This is a genomic window from Phycisphaeraceae bacterium (assembly GCA_019454185.1).
Classification (GTDB): domain Bacteria; phylum Planctomycetota; class Phycisphaerae; order Phycisphaerales; family UBA1924; genus JAHBWV01.
Genome location: CP075368.1, coordinates 1,529,466 through 1,544,815 on the forward strand (window position 1 = coordinate 1,529,466; position 15,350 = coordinate 1,544,815).

Consider the following 15,350-nt stretch of genomic DNA (forward strand, 5'->3'; position numbering starts at 1 on the left):
TGCTGGCATCAGGAGTGCACCCTGTGCTGCCGCGCGCGGTTTACCGGCGTATCACGCCCTCGCCCGCGACGAGTATCTGCTCGATCCACCGATCGTCCCACGCGTAGAGCAGAGTACCCAATGGATCGACGGCTTCTTGCCACCGAACATCGGGCTTAACTACCAGCACATCGGCTTCGGCACCCGTTTCGAGCCGCGAGGTCCTCGGCCAGCCGATCGCATCCGCATTCCCGCATGTGATCATCCACCATGCCCGGCTCGGCGCGATCACACCACCTTTGCCCGTGCTCGCGGCAACACGCTTCGAAGTCTCGATCATCGCACGAGCTACACGCACCATCGATCGCTCGTTGCCCCCCGCGATATCCGACCCCACCGCCAGTCGAACGCCGGATCGTCCGAGCGCCCCCAGATTACAGTCTCCGGACTGAAGAAACATGTTTGCGGTCGGACAGTGCGCGATGATGGAGTGCGTCGCGGCAAGTATCGACCGCTCATCTACATCGAGCCATACCCCATGCGCCAGAATGGACCGGGGTCCGAGCAAACCGGCATCCTGATAGACACCGACATACGACCGCTCATCGAACAGGCGTGCGATCGCCTCACATTCTGGCACACTCTCGGAGAGGTGAGTCTGCATCGGTGCATCGAGTCGCCTTATCACCTCCCCGGCCCCCGTGAGCAACTGTGGCGTACACGAGATCGCGAACCGTGGATTGATCGAGTGCTCGACCCGCAACCCATTCGATGCCGCGAGACCGCGCGTCCACTCCGTCAACGATGCTGCCTCTCGCACCAACTGCGTCGCCCCGCGGCACAGCTCAGGCGGGGCGTTCCTATCCATGAGCACCTGTCCCACCATCGCCCGCATCCCGGTAGCAGCGACCGCCTCGATCGCGGCCTTGGTTCCGTCGTGGTGCACAGTTCCATAAGCACATACCGATGTGGTCCCGAACGACAGCAACGATTGTGCCGCACGTGTCGCGACCTCACCAGCGACATCTGGGTCCGCCCAAGCGCACTCTGCCGGGAAGATCGCCCGTTCCAGCCAGTCCAGCAGTGTGAACCCGTCGATACCGATCGAGTCGAACTGGGGCAGGTGCATGTGTGCATCAACGAAACCGGGCATGATGATCGCATGCTCACCGCCAAGATCAGGGCGCGGATCGACAACACCCTCGGAGACTCGCTGGATCAATCCGTCGGCGACTCGGAGCGTGCCGCGCGTGAGACGGACTCCCCCGCGTCCATCCTGCAGCATCAAGGTTCCGGAGATGGTACGGACTTCACTCATCAGGGTGCCGCCGCACGCGAGGCGATGAACGCGTTGAGCTCAGCACCGAACTTGACAATCAACCAGAGGCCCGCGTGCGTGACGCCGATCACGGTCAGCTCATGCCTGGGCAAGCGGAAGAGCCCCCACAGCGCGAGCGTGTATGCCGCAAGCCCGAGGACCCACTCGTCGATCTTTGTAGGGATCGGGATGTTTGAACTGACTACGGCGTACAGGAGCGAGACCGCAAAGAACATCCTCGCTGACGCAACCTTTGCTTCGCTGAATCGCCTCTCCGTAAACACAGCGGCAATCATGACGGCGACGATACCCGTTCCCGTGTGAACAGCGATGTCATAGAGCGTGGCAAGGCCACGTGCGATCGCGTGGGAGGGCGCAAAGTACCCAGCCATTCCGACCGCCCCGAGAGTCAGAACCCCTGCCGAGATAATGAGCGTGTTGGGCCCGGGGAAGCCGGGCCTGACAATTGGCGGGATCTCTGTCGTATCAGCCGGCGCAGTTGCCGCGGCGTTCGTTCCAACAGCCGCACCAGAAGCGTCGCCGACGTACCGCTCCTTCACAACCGTCGGCGTCCTCACCTCAACGCCTTGAGGCGCAGTCGCGACCGGCGGCGGCTTGATGCTGCCATGCTCCTCCGGATCGGCAAGGGGCACAAGTTCATCGCGCTCTTCGTGAGTGCCATCGCCAGTCGCACCGGACCCAATCTCGCTCTTCCTGATCTCGTCCACTGCTATACCTCAGGATGTGGTTCGTGTGCCGATCGGACGCACACGCGCCAGGCCGCCGTGCAGGAAGTACTCCATCAGGTCGTGGCCGTTCTCGATCTTCAGATCACTTGAAAGAGCCGCTGCCTCTGTGAAAGGCCTCGACACCGCCGATTTCACGTATGCGCCGGCGACAAGGAACGGCACGGGTGTCGCGTCGTGCTTTCGAGTGCTTACGAGCGTGTAATGGTCGGGCATGTAGAGGAGCCGCCAGCCCGGCGCACTCGGATCAACATCCGGATCGCCGAACGTCCGCAGGTGCTCGACGAGTGGCTTCATGATCTGCTCGTCGATCGCTTCCAGTGCAGCGACCTTCGACTGCCAGTCTCCCTGATGAGAGAGCTCGTCGGGCGATTCAACATGGCAGCAGACAACGTCGTACCGATCGAGTGCCTCGCAGGTCGCCTTCCCCTGTGCCGCATAATCAGTGTCGTGGTATGACGTGAGCCCCGGAACGTGCAGGCGATCCCATCCGATCAGTGCCGCGATACCTGCCAGCAGATCGACGGACGTGATCATCGCACCTCTGATCCCGAAACGTGACTCAAAGGAAGGAAGCGACGGAGCCGTACCCTGCCCCCAGATCCAGGCCATAGTCGCAGGCCTCTGGCCCTTCTCCCGCCTTGCCAGATTCACCCGATGTGTCGAGAGAAAATCGACCGAAGCCAACATCAGCCGCAACAACCGCCCCGACTCACTCCCACCGCGCGGCACGTGCTTTGCCCACGGCAGACGCGGGATCTCGTGTGGCGGGGTCGTCTCGACGCCCTTGTAGCTCCGCCCTGCATGATCAACCAGAACGTTCCTGTACGAGACACCCGGAGTCAGTGAAAGCCCTTCCACATCCAACGGTGCCACACGTCCCCAATGCTCCATCAGATCCGCTACGAGTGTCCTTGCCTCGGCATCACTGATCGCACCGGCCGAATGGTCCAGCATCAGCCCGGCGTCGCCGCTCCCCGGGTCGCCCGTCGTCACAAGGTTCAGTCTGAAGATCCAGTCTTTCTGCCCGAGATTGAGCCCCAACGCCGCAGCCTCGATCGGGGCGCGACCGGTGTGATACTTGTCGGGGTCGTACCCGAGCAAAGACATTGAGCAGACGTCGGACCCCGCCTCGAAGCGTGGCGGCGTTGTTGCTGCACACCCGACGCGTCCGGCCCGAGCCAGATCGGCGAGCACGGGCATGTGTGCCGCCTCAAAGGGCGTCTTGCCACCGAGCGAGTCGATCGGGAGGTCCGCGCCCCCATCCGGAATGACGATCACATACTTCACGCCGAGAGGATACGCTGAACCGATTCGCGAGACACCCGCCCACTCAAGTGCCCGACTGGAGCAACCCATGCACTTTGATCCCGACGCAGCGGCCAAACCCGGCTCCGGCATCTTCGGACTCCCCCACCTCTTTGATGATGCGGAGATCGTTCTCCTGCCTGTCCCTTTCGACGCGACCACGTCCTACGGCAACGGAACCGCCCACGGCCCGGAAGCGATCTTCGCCGCTTCATCGCAGGTCGATCTCTTCCATCGTCGCTTCGGGAAGATCTATGAGCGCGGGATCCACATGCTCCGTCCCGATGAGCGAATCGCGCGGCTCTCTGCCGAGGCACGCGAGATCGCGGTCCCCATCATCGAGAAGGGTGGCGCAGAGCCCGGGGATGAGCAGGATGTCGCACGCGTCAACATGGCGAGCGAGGAAATGAACGTATTTGTCTACAAGCAAGCCACATCGCTCCTCTCCGCAGGCAAGAAGATCGGTCTCATCGGTGGCGACCACTCCACGCCGTTCGGCATGATCAAGGCCCTGGCCGAGATGCACAAGGACATCGGCATCCTCCAATTGGATGCCCACATGGACCTTCGCGATGCGTTCGAGGGCTTCCAGTGGTCACACGCCTCGATCATGCACAACGTGCTCTCACGAATCCCCGGCGTCTCTCGACTTGTACAGGTCGGCATACGCGATTTCGGCCTCGGCGAGGTCGAGTTCGCCCGTGCCCACGGCTCCCGCTGCGCCGTCTTCTATGACGAAGCCATGTTCGAGGAACGAGCGGCCGGTACTCCCTTCGACGGGTTGTGCAAGCGCATCATCGATGCACTCCCGGAGAAGGTGCACGTGTCGTTCGACATCGACGGGCTCAGCCCCGCTTACTGCCCGCATACCGGCACGCCAGTGCCCGGCGGGCTCTCGTTCAATGAGGCAACCTACCTGCTCTGGAAACTCAAGGAATCCGGACGCAGGGTCGTCGGCTTTGACCTGGTCGAGGTCTGCCCCTCCCCCAGCCCAGACGAGCCGGAGTGGGACGCGAACGTCGGAGCGAGGATGCTCTATCCCATGTGCGGAATGCTTTAACCGAGCCGCTCCCGCAACGCGTTCGACTCACACCCGAAACGTGGGCAGATCCGCGTTCGGAAGCACAATCCCCATCGCGATGCCGATGGCCGCTCCGCCGATCGACGCGCCAAAGCCAACGACATACTTCGCGCCGAAGAAGAAGAGCAGCACAAACGCGAGCAGCCCGAACTGCGCTCCCCGTTCGGTGTCGAGCATCCTTCGAACGGGCGGAAAGACGCTCGCAGCAATGCGAAATCCGTCCAGCGGCGGCACCGGCAGCAGGTTGAACAGGCAGAGAATGACGTTCAGCACGACTGCGTACATCCAGAATCTCGCCGTGTTGGTGAACAGCGGCTCTTCGAATCTGAAACCCTGCACCCAATGCCCCTGACCGAAGCCGATCCACAGGCACAGCGCGACGATCGCTCCGAGCGCGATCAGCAGATTCATCAACGGCCCAGCCAGCGACACGATCGCGTCACCATACCGTCCGCGAAGCCGTGCAGAATTCACCGGCATCTGGCCCCAGGTGAAGCCGAACAAGGCAAAGAGCAGCCATGCCATCGGCGGAATGTGAACAAGGGGGTTGATCGTGAGATGCCCGCTGAGCCGGGGCGTGTCGTCCCCGAGCCGCGTCGCCACCCAGCCGTGCGCGAGCTCGTGCAGCACGATTGAGCCGATCACCACGACGACCCATGAGACCAGAGCAACGGGGTTGCTCTCCAGCATGCGCCCTGCCCACCACCAATCCATGCCGTGACCTCCGTGTCAGAAACGCCCCACGACCCAGCATAGCACGTGGTCAGGAATGACAAGACGCCCGGCATGTGCCGAGCGTCTTGGTCGATTCAGAAACCGATGAAATCCATCAGGACTTGGCAGGCACAGCCCGCGAGGCCTTGACCGCCTTCTCAACGATGGTGTCGAAGAGCTTGGGATCCTCGATCGCGATCTGGCTCAGCATCTTGCGGTTCAGGTTGATACCAGCCATTTTCAGGCCGTTGATGAAGAGCGAGTACCGGGTACCACGCATGCGGCAGGCCGCGGTGATACGCGTGATCCACAGCGAGCGCATGTCGCGCTTGCGGGCCCGACGATCGCGATACGCGTACACACCCGCACGCACGATCGCGTTCCGGGCGTGGTACAGGTGGTGGCTCTTGACTCCGTAGTACCCGCGGGCCTTCCGGAGAATCCGATTCCGCATCTTGGTCTTGGCCGAACCCTTGCGAACGCGAGGCATGCCGAAACTCCTCTTCTTTGTCCGACGGGGCGCCGACGAAAGCCGACGACTTGTGCCCGGCGGGCCGGTGTGAGTCACCGAAACCACGACAACAGCCCGACACGCTCGGGCTCATGCTGTTAGATCACTTCGCTTTGGATGCCTCAGCGGCCCGGGCTTCCTTCCTCGCCTTGCTCTCCGCGGGCGATGGGCTGCGACGCAGCGCCGCCCGGGGCTGTGTACGCCCACGCAGACGCCGGAAGAGCAGCTTCTCAAGCCGCTTGCTGTCGGCGCTCGCCATGAAGCTGCCCTTGCGCAGCTTGCGGAGACGCTTGCCCGACTTGTGAGAACGAAGGTGCTTGAAGTTCGCAGACTTGTGACGGATCTTCCCGGTCTTGGAGACCCGGATCCGCTTCAACAAGCCCTTATGGCTTTTGTTCTTGGACATGGCGCCAATCCTTCACCGGAGCAATGGCCCGGTTGTGCTTGCGACAAGACAACAATCCCTCCGGCGACCCGGGATGGGGAGGGGAAGGTTAGACACCCCAAGCCCGAACAGCAAGGCAACTTGATCAGACCGACCTCACACGACCCAACCGCTCACAGAGGACACCCGTGTCCTTTGAACGGCTCACGGCCCCAGAAAGACATCCATCGCATGGGATGGGAGCTCATTGCCGCGGATGGGCTCGATCGTGGAACGCCCGCGGATCGCTCGGATTCGATCCTCGATCGACCGGGGGAGCCAGATGTTGTCAACCGTCTCGGCGAGGACAGGAGATTTGGCCCAGGTCGCAGACCCGTCGCCACGAAGCAGGTGCTGCCCCCTGTCGTCGTGGTTCGGAGAATTTGCCTCAGGGTGCACCGGCTGGCCTCGAACAGCCATCAACACCACCGGCGACCGGTCGGCGAGAATGACCGAGCGGGGATCGTCGTGGACTCTTGGAGCCGCGCCGGCCGGAATCAGACGATACGAGTAAGAGACCTGCTCCAGACGACGCCAGTCAAATCCCGAGGTCTGGCCGGTTTCCGTCGGTGCTTCCGGATTCCCAGGGCATGACAAATCGCGGAGATCCACATATCCGGCTGCGACGAGCGAGAACAGATTCGCGGAATTCGACCTGTCCCTCCCCTTGCCGACATCCCACCAACTCCCGCCGCCAAATCCGGCATTGGCGATCGGCAACACATCGCGGTTGTCAGCGGCATAGGAAGAGAACGCCAGTGCTGTGGAACCAAGGTTGGCCTGACAGAGCGTCTGCTGCATGTGGGCACGGGTGCTCGACATCACGGGAATCGCAACTGCGGCCCCGATCAGCAGCATCGCGGCGACCGTCACCAGATCGTTGATCCTCAGCCGCCCACGACGCGGCGCGATATCGCTGCCGACACGGAGACGCCCGACACGCTGCGACTCGGCTCCCTGAACAGCGAGCAAGGTCCGCTCGATCAAAGAGGATGCATTCGTGCCCGCCGGAGCGGAATCAACAAGCAGCCGTCCGATCTTCTCATGCTGAGAAACGCGAGACCGGAGCGAGCCGGGAACCCGTGTCGAGTCATAGCCCGCGATCACCCACGCATCCATGGCCTCCTGATCTGCGGGGTGCAGCGTCGGAACCGAAGCGTCGGCATGCCCCTTCGCTCGCATGGCCCGGGCAAAGGCGACGTCCACCAGAATGTTGTCAGATCGCACTTTCGAGCACGAGAGGAAGCCGAGTGCCTGAGCGATTCTCGCGGCTCGTGTCCGCAGGACCGGATCGACTCGATCTGGCTCCCAGCCGGCTTCAACGAGGGCGTCGATCGCGAGCCGATCTGGCTCGCTCGGCAGTACGCCATCATGCGAATGCGTGTCGCTCATGCCGCTCAACATCCTTTAGGAATGCTCTTGATCTGATGCGCTCCGTGAGACCTGCCCGAACCTTTGCGCAAAGGACGCAACCGCCGCATGGAGTCTCGATTTGACCGTTCCAAGCGGGATCTGAAGGTCCTCAGCGATCTGTGCGTAGGAAAGACGCTGGAAATACGCAAGTAGCAGAATCTCTCGGAGCTGCGGCGACATGCTCTGTATTGCCTGCTGTACCATGGCGTCCCGCTCACTCGCCTGCATCGAAGCATCAGGAGGAGGTATATCCACCTCCAGAAGATCCACAAATGTCGCCGTCCCATCGCCGTCCTGACGAACCGGCGCCGACAGATCGACCGTCTGCCGCCGCCCCTTCTTACGGAGGTAGTCCCGCCCCTTGTTCGCGGCGATCGTAAAAAGCCATGGTCGGAATGTGCGTTCTCGGTCGAACGTATCCGCAGAGAGGTGGACCTGGACCCAGGCCTCCTGGAAGACATCCTCCGCGGCCTGCCGATCCCCCACTAACCTGAACAAAAACGCCAGTAAGTCGTCGTGATGCCGTTCGATGAGCGTCCGAAACGCCTGGGTGTCTCCACCCCGGTACCGCTCAAAGAGTGCTTCGTCGGTCGGTTGTGCGTTCAGATTGGGCACCGCGGCATGGTCCGGAAAGGTCTTTAGGGGTCTATCGCCGGGAACCCCGCCTCCCGGGCAACCCCAGCACGGTGAGTGTACGGGATCAAGACTGTTCGGGATCGAACCAAACCAAGGCAAGTTGCTCGGCAACGGCGCATCCCTCGCCGTTGACCACGTCGGGTGACGGTTTACCCCAGATCACCTCCTGAGCATGAGATCGGAAAGGGCCGGTGATCCGCGGTATCGGCTCCCAGCAGCGGGGTTCCAGATGCTGTACGCTGAGAAAATGAGTGATGCCGAGATGCGTGTGGTCGTGCCCCCGTTGACTATGCACTACCAGCCGGTTGTTGACCTGCAGACGGGGGCGGTCGCGGGTGCGGAGGCGTTGATGCGGTTCGTGGCTCCAGACGGCTCGCTCGTCTCGCCCGCTCAAGACGGCCTGATCGACCGCATCGAGAACGATCCGATCGCGGTTGTTGAGATGATGGAACGGCTGTTCGACTGCCTCGTGAAAGACGCTTCGCCTCTCTTCGACCGTGTGCCCGGCTTCTATATGAGCGTCAACGTGCCGCCCTCTGTGCTTGGAACAGGGCACATCGCCCGGATCATGGCCGCCTCTGGGATGGAGCGGCACAGGACACGCCTCGTCGCGGAGATCACCGAACGCCAGGCGCTGACCGATGTCGGCCGAGATGCGCTCGCGAGGTCGCGCGCAGCAGGTATCCGCGTGGCCGTTGATGACTTTGGAACGGGCCAGAGCGGTCTGGCTCAACTGATGGGACTTGAGTTCGACATTCTGAAGATCGATCGCTCTCAGGTGCAGCCGCTGCTGAAGAGCGTGACGGCGGAGCGGCTTCTTCGTGGCGTCGTCGCCCTGGCCGGACCGCTCAGGGTTCGGTTGACCGCCGAGGGTGTCGAGACGAAAGAACAAGCGTTCTTCCTCCGCGCCGCCGGCGTGGACTATGGGCAGGGGTGGTACTGGAGCAAGGCGACACCGATCGACGAGTTCGAGCGTGCGATGAGCATGGGGTACGCGAAGACACTGCAATTCGACGCATGACGACACACCGAAAGGCCCTGAGCGATCGCTCACACGATTCGCAACGCAACCTGGCGCGAACGATCTTTGGCCGTCGGCTGTTCGACGGTGCTCTTCGGCTGGGACTCGACCGGTTCCCAGAGACACCGCAGCCGGGCCCTGTAGACGCGCTCGAACAGCGCGGCCTTTCGCTCTGCGCCCCAAAGGTCTGTGGTCGGGCGTTCGCTCGCGATGGCCACCAGCGTTGCTTCGCGTGAGCCGTCGGCACCCGATCTCGTGCGGAGGGAGATATCGCTGATAAGCTGTGTGTGAGCGCGGTCGAGTCCGTCTGCGACACGGAGAATCGCCGCCAACGCCTTGACGATCCGACGATCAGGGCGCGAGAGCAACTTGTACGACCCATGACGTCCGGACGGTTCGGCCCGGCGGTGATACCGTGCGATGTTCGCGATGATGCCGATCTGCCTCTTCGTAAAGCCCGGAATCGCGCTGTTCAGAATCAGCCGCATGCTGTGCTTGTGGTGCCCTGCGTAATTGATCAGATAGCCGACATCGTGGAGCACGGCAGCCGCTTCCAGAAGCGTCCTGCACTCGTTCGTCGATACGCCTCGCGGAAGCAGATCCGCCCGCAGCAGATGATCGAACAGCCGCAGGGAGAGCATCGCCACATGCTCCGAGTGCTCCCGTTCGTAACGACACCCCTCGGCAAACCGCCTTGCTGCGGACATGGCACGCGAGCCGCTTGCCGGCACGGACGGGCGTTCCGTCTCGGAGATCATTTCGAGCATGATCCCATCGCGGATCCCCCGATCATGAACCCGAAGCCGATTCGCGTTGAGATGCCTCAGCACACCCTCGGCGATCGCCGCTCCTGCAACGATGATGTCCGCCCGCTCAGGGTTCAGACGCGGAACTCGCATGCGGTCGCGCAGCGACATATCACCGAGGCGGTCGAGCAGGTGCCGGACCTCGGATCGTCTCAATTCCGTTCCTTCGGCACCGGCGACAGACTCAGAACGCACACTCGCTATCGCAGCGAGAGAGGTGAAGGTCCCGCCGGTGCCTACGACCAGATTCGGCGCAAACGGCACCTCCGGCAGTGCGAGCTCAAGGGCTCGGCGCACATACCGGCGCATGCGACGCACCGTTTTCTCTCGATCGTGCGGTACAAACATCTCTGTCAGACGGACCGCTCCCATCCGGATCGAGCAGAGGTGCTCTATCGCCCCCTTGGTCGAGAGCACGATCTCCGTGCTCCCGCCCCCGATATCGACCACCGCAGTCGGGGTTTCACCGATGTCGAAGCCAGCCGCGACACTCCGATGAGCGGCCCTCGCCTCGTCCTCCTCGCTCAGCACTTCCAAGGAGACACCCGCCAGCTCTCGCACGAGCGCGAGAAACTCACGCTGGTTCGTCGCATCACGCGTCGCTGAAGTCCCGAAGACCCGCAGTCGAGAGACCCCGTACCCCTGCGCGATCCCCCTCATCCTCGCGATTGTCTCAGCCGTGCGAAGCATCGACTGCGCGGAGAGCATCCCCGTGGACATCAGCCCTTGTCCCAGACGGGTGCTCTCCTTCTCGTCGTCGAGCACGCGGTACGTTCCATCCGTGAGCAACTCGCCCACCAGCAAGCGGACACTGTTGCTCCCGACATCGATAACCGCGTATCGATCGGCCCGGGTCGGAACGAGCGCCACCGCGTTCGCCGCCGGATCTGCGTTCGCGAAAAGGGGTGTTCCACGGGCCTCATCCGCCCACGATTGCAGCTCCGAGACAAGTCGAGCAAGATTGCCCGACTCGATGCGTGCCAGTGCAGATTCAAGACTCGACTGCTCGGAAGCGACCAACCAGGCATCAAGTGCTTCAACACCCTCCGCGCACGAACGCTCCAGGCGATGACGACTCGCCGCGAGGGTTGCGCGTGCCGAAGAGAGATCCGCGAGGTGCCCGAGCGACTCGAGCTCGTCATCAAGCCCCGATGCCGCACGCTCGTAGAGATGCGCGGGAGTGCATGCGCGTGTGATCTCAAGCACATGACGCAGCCCTCGTGCAGCGATGCGGAGCGAGTGGATCGACTCAACACTCGCGCCGGTAACGCTCGCCAAATGCTCCTTCGCATCCTCGCTCCTGCGCGTGATCGCATTGACCGCTACATCGCTGTAAAGCCGCGACTCGCCATCGGGCTGGAATGCGTCTCTCTCCAGTCGCCCGATCAGCGATTCGATTCCGGCCAAACGGGCCTTGCCGATCGATTTTGCCGCGTTCTCTACCTTGCGAAGCCGTATGTGCTTGACCGCATCAACCAGTGCACGCCGCTCCTTCCGCTTCAGCACGCCGCCCTGACGCGCCGAAGCATTCACCGCGTCAAGAAAGATGTCCCAATCTCGGACCTTGCCGGCAGCCTTCCTGATCGCAACGACCTCGCGAGCCAGCCGCGGCAGAACCCGGTCATTCAGGCATGGAAGAAAGACGCTGGCCGCTTCATCCATCCTGCGGCACGCCGTGCGGAGTTCGTGCGTGGATCGTCTACCAAGCCGGTCGGCTTTCGCCTCACGCGCCGCCCCAATGACCGAAGTGCCGTGCGAGTTGATGATCGCGGCTGCCGCGATCTCAGCCGGGAATGCCGCACCGATCTGGACTGCCGGATGGCCGGGCTTCGTGGTCATGCACGCCTCGTTGTGAACAGTACATGCTACATGCCTGTGTGCATCTCTTGAAGAAACAGCGAAGGATCTTCACGGTTTGTTTGGGTAATGAACGCATTCGCATACGGGAGTGGAACAGAGCCCGCTACGATGCGAAGATAGTTCGGCGTGGTGTCATGCCGGCGCGTCCGAGGGGCGTGCGAGGCATGCCAGTGGGGACCGATGGAGACCATCCTGATGGACCTCGAAGGGCGACCGGGAATCCGGTGGCGATTGTGGACTCTGCCAGTCATTGCAGCCATGGGCTGTCTCGCGACGACGCGTGCCGCCCACCAACCCTCGGAAGAACTGCTCGGGCCGTTCCCAGCCATATCCCGCCCGTCGGACTTCCGTGAACTCGCCGTTGCCGTGCGCGGAAGAGTGGATCGGGTCTTGGTGAAGCCAGGTGACGAGGTCTCACCCGGAGACGAGCTGCTCATGCTCGAAGATGCCGTCCAGCGACGCACGATCGAGCTGGCAAGGATCGCATCAACCGACGATTCGAACGTCCGAAACGCGTCGCTCTTGCGCGATCACTGGGCGGAAGAGGTTCGCTTGACCACCGCTTCGAATCAACAGGGCGGCGCAAGTGAGAACGAGGTTCGAGACGCCAGACTCAAACTCGGACAGTCAGAGATCGCGCTCGACTCTGCGCGGCTCAGACTCACCGAGGCGAGCATCGAACTGGAACGGGAACTCGCACGACTCGACGAGATGCGAGTCGTTTCACCGATCAAAGGGGTCGTTCTTGAGGTTCACAAGCGAAAGGGTGAGACCGCCGACGAGCAGACCAAGGTCCTGACGATCGTGGCGACGGACCCGCTCTGGCTCGAAGTCAACGTGCCGACACGCGAGGCCATGCGCCTGAGGGTCGGCGACACCGCCCGTGTGCTCTGGCAGGATCTCGCCGAAGACGCCGAACAGACCGGACGCGTGATCTTCATCTCCCCTACCGGGCACGCGGGGGCGCGGCAGGTCCAGGTGAGGATCGAGATCGAGAACGACCGTGACCTTCCAAGCGGCCTGCACGGAAACGTGATGTTCCTTTCACCCTCTGGGGTAAGCGGAAAACGTGCTGGACCCTGAGAAGGCGATGTCTACTGTTCAGACCACCCCGGAGACAGATCTCGACTCGGCCGTGCGCCCTGTCGAGCTGCGAGCGGCGGCCTTGCTCACGCTGGCCCGAAGCACCGGACACAAACCGTTACGATCTCATCCACTCAGGAAAGGACAGTCCCATGTCAGAAGCCGGCAACGACCAGTCTCGTCAGATTCAGCTCCGGATCGACGAGTCCAAGATGAACACGACCTATGCGAACACGATCAGAACCTCGACAACTGCGGACGAGGTTGTGATGGACTTCGGCATGAACCTCCCCATGCAGGTCGCCGAGAACCAGCAGGCGATTATGTTCAACGTGGGCAGCCGCGTGATCATGAACTGGGCCGGCGCAAAGCGTCTGGCCATCAGTCTCGGGCAGGTCGTGCGCCAGTACGAAGACAGGAACGGCCAGATCCAGATTGGCCCTGTCAGCCGTCAGGATGGCGACGGCCCGAAGCTCTCTCAGTGAGCGAGAAGCGAGCTGGCGTGATATCAAACGACACTGGCAAGGAGCTCGCGCATGAGCGCTGAGACCCCGGCCGTCGGATCACCGGAGCGGAGCCATGCGGATGCCCCCCCTCGAGAGGCGTCCGATGTGGCTCCGCTCGTGTCGTTCCTGGATTCGCTGCTCAAACGCCAGATCGCGCTCGGACACGCAGACGCGGGGCTGATCTGGCTCTTCGCGACACCGAGCCGGCAGGCCGGCACTGTCGCGATACACCAAGACCCGGAGCGGCCGCTTCACCGCGCCTGGTCCCGGGCCGTCTCACACGTGATCGATCGGCACGCGCCTTCCATCGTCTCAATGGAGGAAGGCACGCCAAGAGTTCGGATCGAGCCAGTCAGCGTTGATCCAGATGATTCCGTCTACCGATCCGATCGCGGACATCTGGCCGTGCTCATCCCGCTGATCGCTGAGGGGGCTGTGGAGGGCGTCTCGGCGCTGGTCATCGCAGGCAGTGACAGACGGGCCGCCTCAGAGGCAGGCCTCAGGGCATCGCTCGCGGCGAGCGCGTTCGAAACCTACCTCTGGCGAGAGAATGCCCTGCGCGAAGCCGAGGGCAGAGCTCGCCTGCGAGAAACACTCGAACTCCTCGATGCTTCCATCCAGGGCCAGAGCACCAGTGCAGTCTGCGCGATCCTCTGCCACGAGCTGCGACGCCGATTCGGTTGCGTCAGGGTCTCCCTCGGACTCGTGCGTGGCGACTCCGTCCGCCTTGTCGGCATGAGCGGCACCGACACGATCGATCGAAAGGCCCCGGCAGCAGAGCCCATCGAGTCCGCGATGGAAGAGTGTGCGGCACAAGATGTCGAGCTCGAGTACCCGCAGCCCGAGCACGCGGAGCAGTCGCCCATGACGCGTCGGGTCGTTCGCTCGCACGAACTCCTCTCGATGAAGGCCGGTCCATCCGCGATCGTCAGTTTGCCTCTACGTATCGAGGGCGATCTCGTGGGCGTCTTGGTCCTGGAGCGTGCGAGCAACGATCCCTTCCCCGCTGGTGCGATCTCGCTCCTGCGACTGCTCGCAGAGTTCATCGGCCCGTGCGTTCACACAAGACGGTTGGCAGACCGGGGAGTCTTCGCGGTCGCAAGAGACCGGGTCGGTGATCTGGCACGAGCCGCCGTCGGCCCGAGACATACGGCCGCGAAAGCCGTCTGCCTGTTGCTCGCGCTCATTCTCGCCGGATTGGCGGCGATACCGATCCCAGACCGGGTCCGTTCAACCGCGGAGGTGCGAGCGGTCACAACGAGAACGATCCCGCCTCCGTTCTCCGGCTACCTCTCCGAGACCCTGGTACGCCCCGGCGACTTTGTCCAAGCGGGAGATGTCATCGGCCGGATGGACACCACGGAACTCTCCCTGCAACTTGAGCAGGAGATCGGTCGTCGCGAGACGCTCGCCACTGAGCGGGACAGCGCACACGCCACCGGCGACCTCGCAGCATGGCGCCGCGCATCCAAAGGCGTCGAAGAAACCGAGGCAAAGATCGGCCTGCTGCGGAGCTACCTCACTCGATCCGAGATACGCGCGCCGATCGCAGGACAGATCAGCAGAGGCGATCTTCGTGACTTTCTCGGGGCCCGCGTTGAGCCGACAACCGCTCTGTTTGAGATCGTCACGCCGGACCGTATGGTCGTGACACAGATCGACGAGCGCGACATCGGTCGGGTCAGACCGGGACAATCCGGATGGATGACAACCTCTGCCTCGCCCGGCACACGCATCCCTCTCCGCATCGTGCGAATCAACCCATCCGCAGAGCCCACCGAGGGCGCGAATATCTACACGGCCGAAGCGGATGTGCTCGAGCACGATCGCTTCCTTCAGCCGGGCATGCGTGGGCATGTGCGCCTCGAAAGCGGATGGACGACCGGCCTCACGATGCTGACTCGACCGATTGTCGATGAGATACGCCTACGGCTATGGTGGTGA

14 protein-coding genes are annotated in these 15,350 nt (G+C 62.7%); 5 read left to right on the forward strand and 9 right to left on the reverse strand.

Annotated elements, in window-relative coordinates; genetic code table 11:
* Nucleotides 1-40 precede the first annotated feature (40 nt).
* Genes KF838_06525 through KF838_06535 form a run of 3 tightly spaced genes read right to left on the reverse strand, consistent with a single transcriptional unit; the run spans nt 41 to nt 3,333 of the window.
* A complete protein-coding gene (locus tag KF838_06525) occupies nt 41-1,264 on the reverse strand; it encodes an amidohydrolase family protein (GenBank protein ID QYK49501.1) in 1,224 nt (407 codons plus the stop codon).
* 32 nt (nt 1,265-1,296) lie between these two features.
* Complete coding sequence (locus KF838_06530) at nt 1,297-2,025, reverse strand: hypothetical protein (protein QYK49502.1); 729 nt, start codon at nt 2,023-2,025, stop codon at nt 1,297-1,299.
* Nucleotides 2,026-2,034: 9 nt separating this feature from the next.
* Complete coding sequence (locus tag KF838_06535; GenBank protein QYK49503.1) at nt 2,035-3,333, reverse strand: cofactor-independent phosphoglycerate mutase; 1,299 nt, start codon at nt 3,331-3,333, stop codon at nt 2,035-2,037.
* Nucleotides 3,334-3,400: 67 nt separating this feature from the next.
* Here KF838_06535 and KF838_06540 point away from each other — a divergent pair, with 67 nt between their 5' ends.
* Entirely contained in the window at nt 3,401-4,411 is a 1,011-nt protein-coding gene (locus KF838_06540; protein ID QYK49504.1) for an agmatinase family protein, read from the forward strand.
* A 27-nt stretch (nt 4,412-4,438) separates the two neighbouring features.
* On the opposite strand, the gene KF838_06545 is transcribed toward KF838_06540, so the two are convergent.
* The 5 genes from KF838_06545 to KF838_06565 form a co-directional block, all read right to left on the reverse strand.
* Nucleotides 4,439-5,146, reverse strand: coding sequence for a site-2 protease family protein (locus tag KF838_06545; protein QYK49505.1), 708 nt, complete (start codon nt 5,144-5,146; stop codon nt 4,439-4,441).
* Between the two features lie 115 nt (nt 5,147-5,261).
* Nucleotides 5,262-5,636: a 50S ribosomal protein L20 gene (gene rplT, locus KF838_06550; GenBank protein ID QYK49506.1), complete on the reverse strand. Its 375-nt coding sequence runs from the start codon at nt 5,634-5,636 to the stop codon at nt 5,262-5,264.
* A gap of 124 nt (nt 5,637-5,760) precedes the next feature.
* Entirely contained in the window at nt 5,761-6,063 is a 303-nt protein-coding gene (locus KF838_06555) for a 50S ribosomal protein L35 (protein ID QYK49507.1), read from the reverse strand.
* 183 nt (nt 6,064-6,246) lie between these two features.
* Entirely contained in the window at nt 6,247-7,473 is a 1,227-nt protein-coding gene (locus KF838_06560; GenBank protein QYK49508.1) for a hypothetical protein, read from the reverse strand.
* A gap of 15 nt (nt 7,474-7,488) precedes the next feature.
* Entirely contained in the window at nt 7,489-8,109 is a 621-nt protein-coding gene (locus tag KF838_06565) for an RNA polymerase sigma factor (GenBank protein QYK49509.1), read from the reverse strand.
* 268 nt (nt 8,110-8,377) lie between these two features.
* Here KF838_06565 and KF838_06570 point away from each other — a divergent pair, with 268 nt between their 5' ends.
* Nucleotides 8,378-9,151, forward strand: a complete 774-nt coding sequence (locus KF838_06570; GenBank protein ID QYK49510.1) for an EAL domain-containing protein — start codon at nt 8,378-8,380, stop codon at nt 9,149-9,151.
* A gap of 29 nt (nt 9,152-9,180) precedes the next feature.
* Here the strand turns inward: KF838_06570 and KF838_06575 are convergent, their stop codons facing one another.
* Nucleotides 9,181-11,796: a CHAD domain-containing protein gene (locus KF838_06575; GenBank protein QYK49511.1), complete on the reverse strand. Its 2,616-nt coding sequence runs from the start codon at nt 11,794-11,796 to the stop codon at nt 9,181-9,183.
* Nucleotides 11,797-12,012: 216 nt separating this feature from the next.
* Between KF838_06575 and KF838_06580 the strand changes: the two genes are divergently transcribed.
* The 3 genes from KF838_06580 (at nt 12,013) to KF838_06590 (ending at nt 15,350) form a co-directional block, all read left to right on the forward strand.
* Nucleotides 12,013-12,900 carry an efflux RND transporter periplasmic adaptor subunit gene (locus KF838_06580; protein ID QYK49512.1) on the forward strand — a complete coding sequence of 296 codons (888 nt, stop codon included), beginning with the start codon at nt 12,013-12,015 and terminating at the stop codon, nt 12,898-12,900.
* A gap of 152 nt (nt 12,901-13,052) precedes the next feature.
* Nucleotides 13,053-13,385 (forward strand): DUF3467 domain-containing protein, encoded by a 333-nt coding sequence (locus KF838_06585; protein QYK49513.1) that lies wholly within the window; start codon nt 13,053-13,055, stop codon nt 13,383-13,385.
* A gap of 51 nt (nt 13,386-13,436) precedes the next feature.
* A complete protein-coding gene (locus tag KF838_06590) occupies nt 13,437-15,350 on the forward strand; it encodes an HlyD family efflux transporter periplasmic adaptor subunit (GenBank protein ID QYK49514.1) in 1,914 nt (637 codons plus the stop codon).

What these genes read in the sequence shown, in the direction of transcription:
- KF838_06525 (QYK49501.1), bottom strand. Translation starts at nt 1,264, where the DNA reads ATGCTGCAGGATGGACGCGGGGGAGTCCGTCTCACGCGCGGCACGCTC.
- KF838_06540 (QYK49504.1), top strand. Translation starts at nt 3,401, where the DNA reads ATGCACTTTGATCCCGACGCAGCGGCCAAACCCGGCTCCGGCATCTTC.
- KF838_06545 (QYK49505.1), bottom strand. Translation starts at nt 5,146, where the DNA reads ATGGATTGGTGGTGGGCAGGGCGCATGCTGGAGAGCAACCCCGTTGCT.
- rplT (QYK49506.1), bottom strand. Translation starts at nt 5,636, where the DNA reads ATGCCTCGCGTTCGCAAGGGTTCGGCCAAGACCAAGATGCGGAATCGG.
- KF838_06555 (QYK49507.1), bottom strand. Translation starts at nt 6,063, where the DNA reads ATGTCCAAGAACAAAAGCCATAAGGGCTTGTTGAAGCGGATCCGGGTC.
- KF838_06560 (QYK49508.1), bottom strand. Translation starts at nt 7,473, where the DNA reads ATGAGCGACACGCATTCGCATGATGGCGTACTGCCGAGCGAGCCAGAT.
- KF838_06570 (QYK49510.1), top strand. Translation starts at nt 8,378, where the DNA reads ATGAGTGATGCCGAGATGCGTGTGGTCGTGCCCCCGTTGACTATGCAC.
- KF838_06575 (QYK49511.1), bottom strand. Translation starts at nt 11,796, where the DNA reads ATGACCACGAAGCCCGGCCATCCGGCAGTCCAGATCGGTGCGGCATTC.
- KF838_06580 (QYK49512.1), top strand. Translation starts at nt 12,013, where the DNA reads ATGGACCTCGAAGGGCGACCGGGAATCCGGTGGCGATTGTGGACTCTG.
- KF838_06585 (QYK49513.1), top strand. Translation starts at nt 13,053, where the DNA reads ATGTCAGAAGCCGGCAACGACCAGTCTCGTCAGATTCAGCTCCGGATC.
- KF838_06590 (QYK49514.1), top strand. Translation starts at nt 13,437, where the DNA reads ATGAGCGCTGAGACCCCGGCCGTCGGATCACCGGAGCGGAGCCATGCG.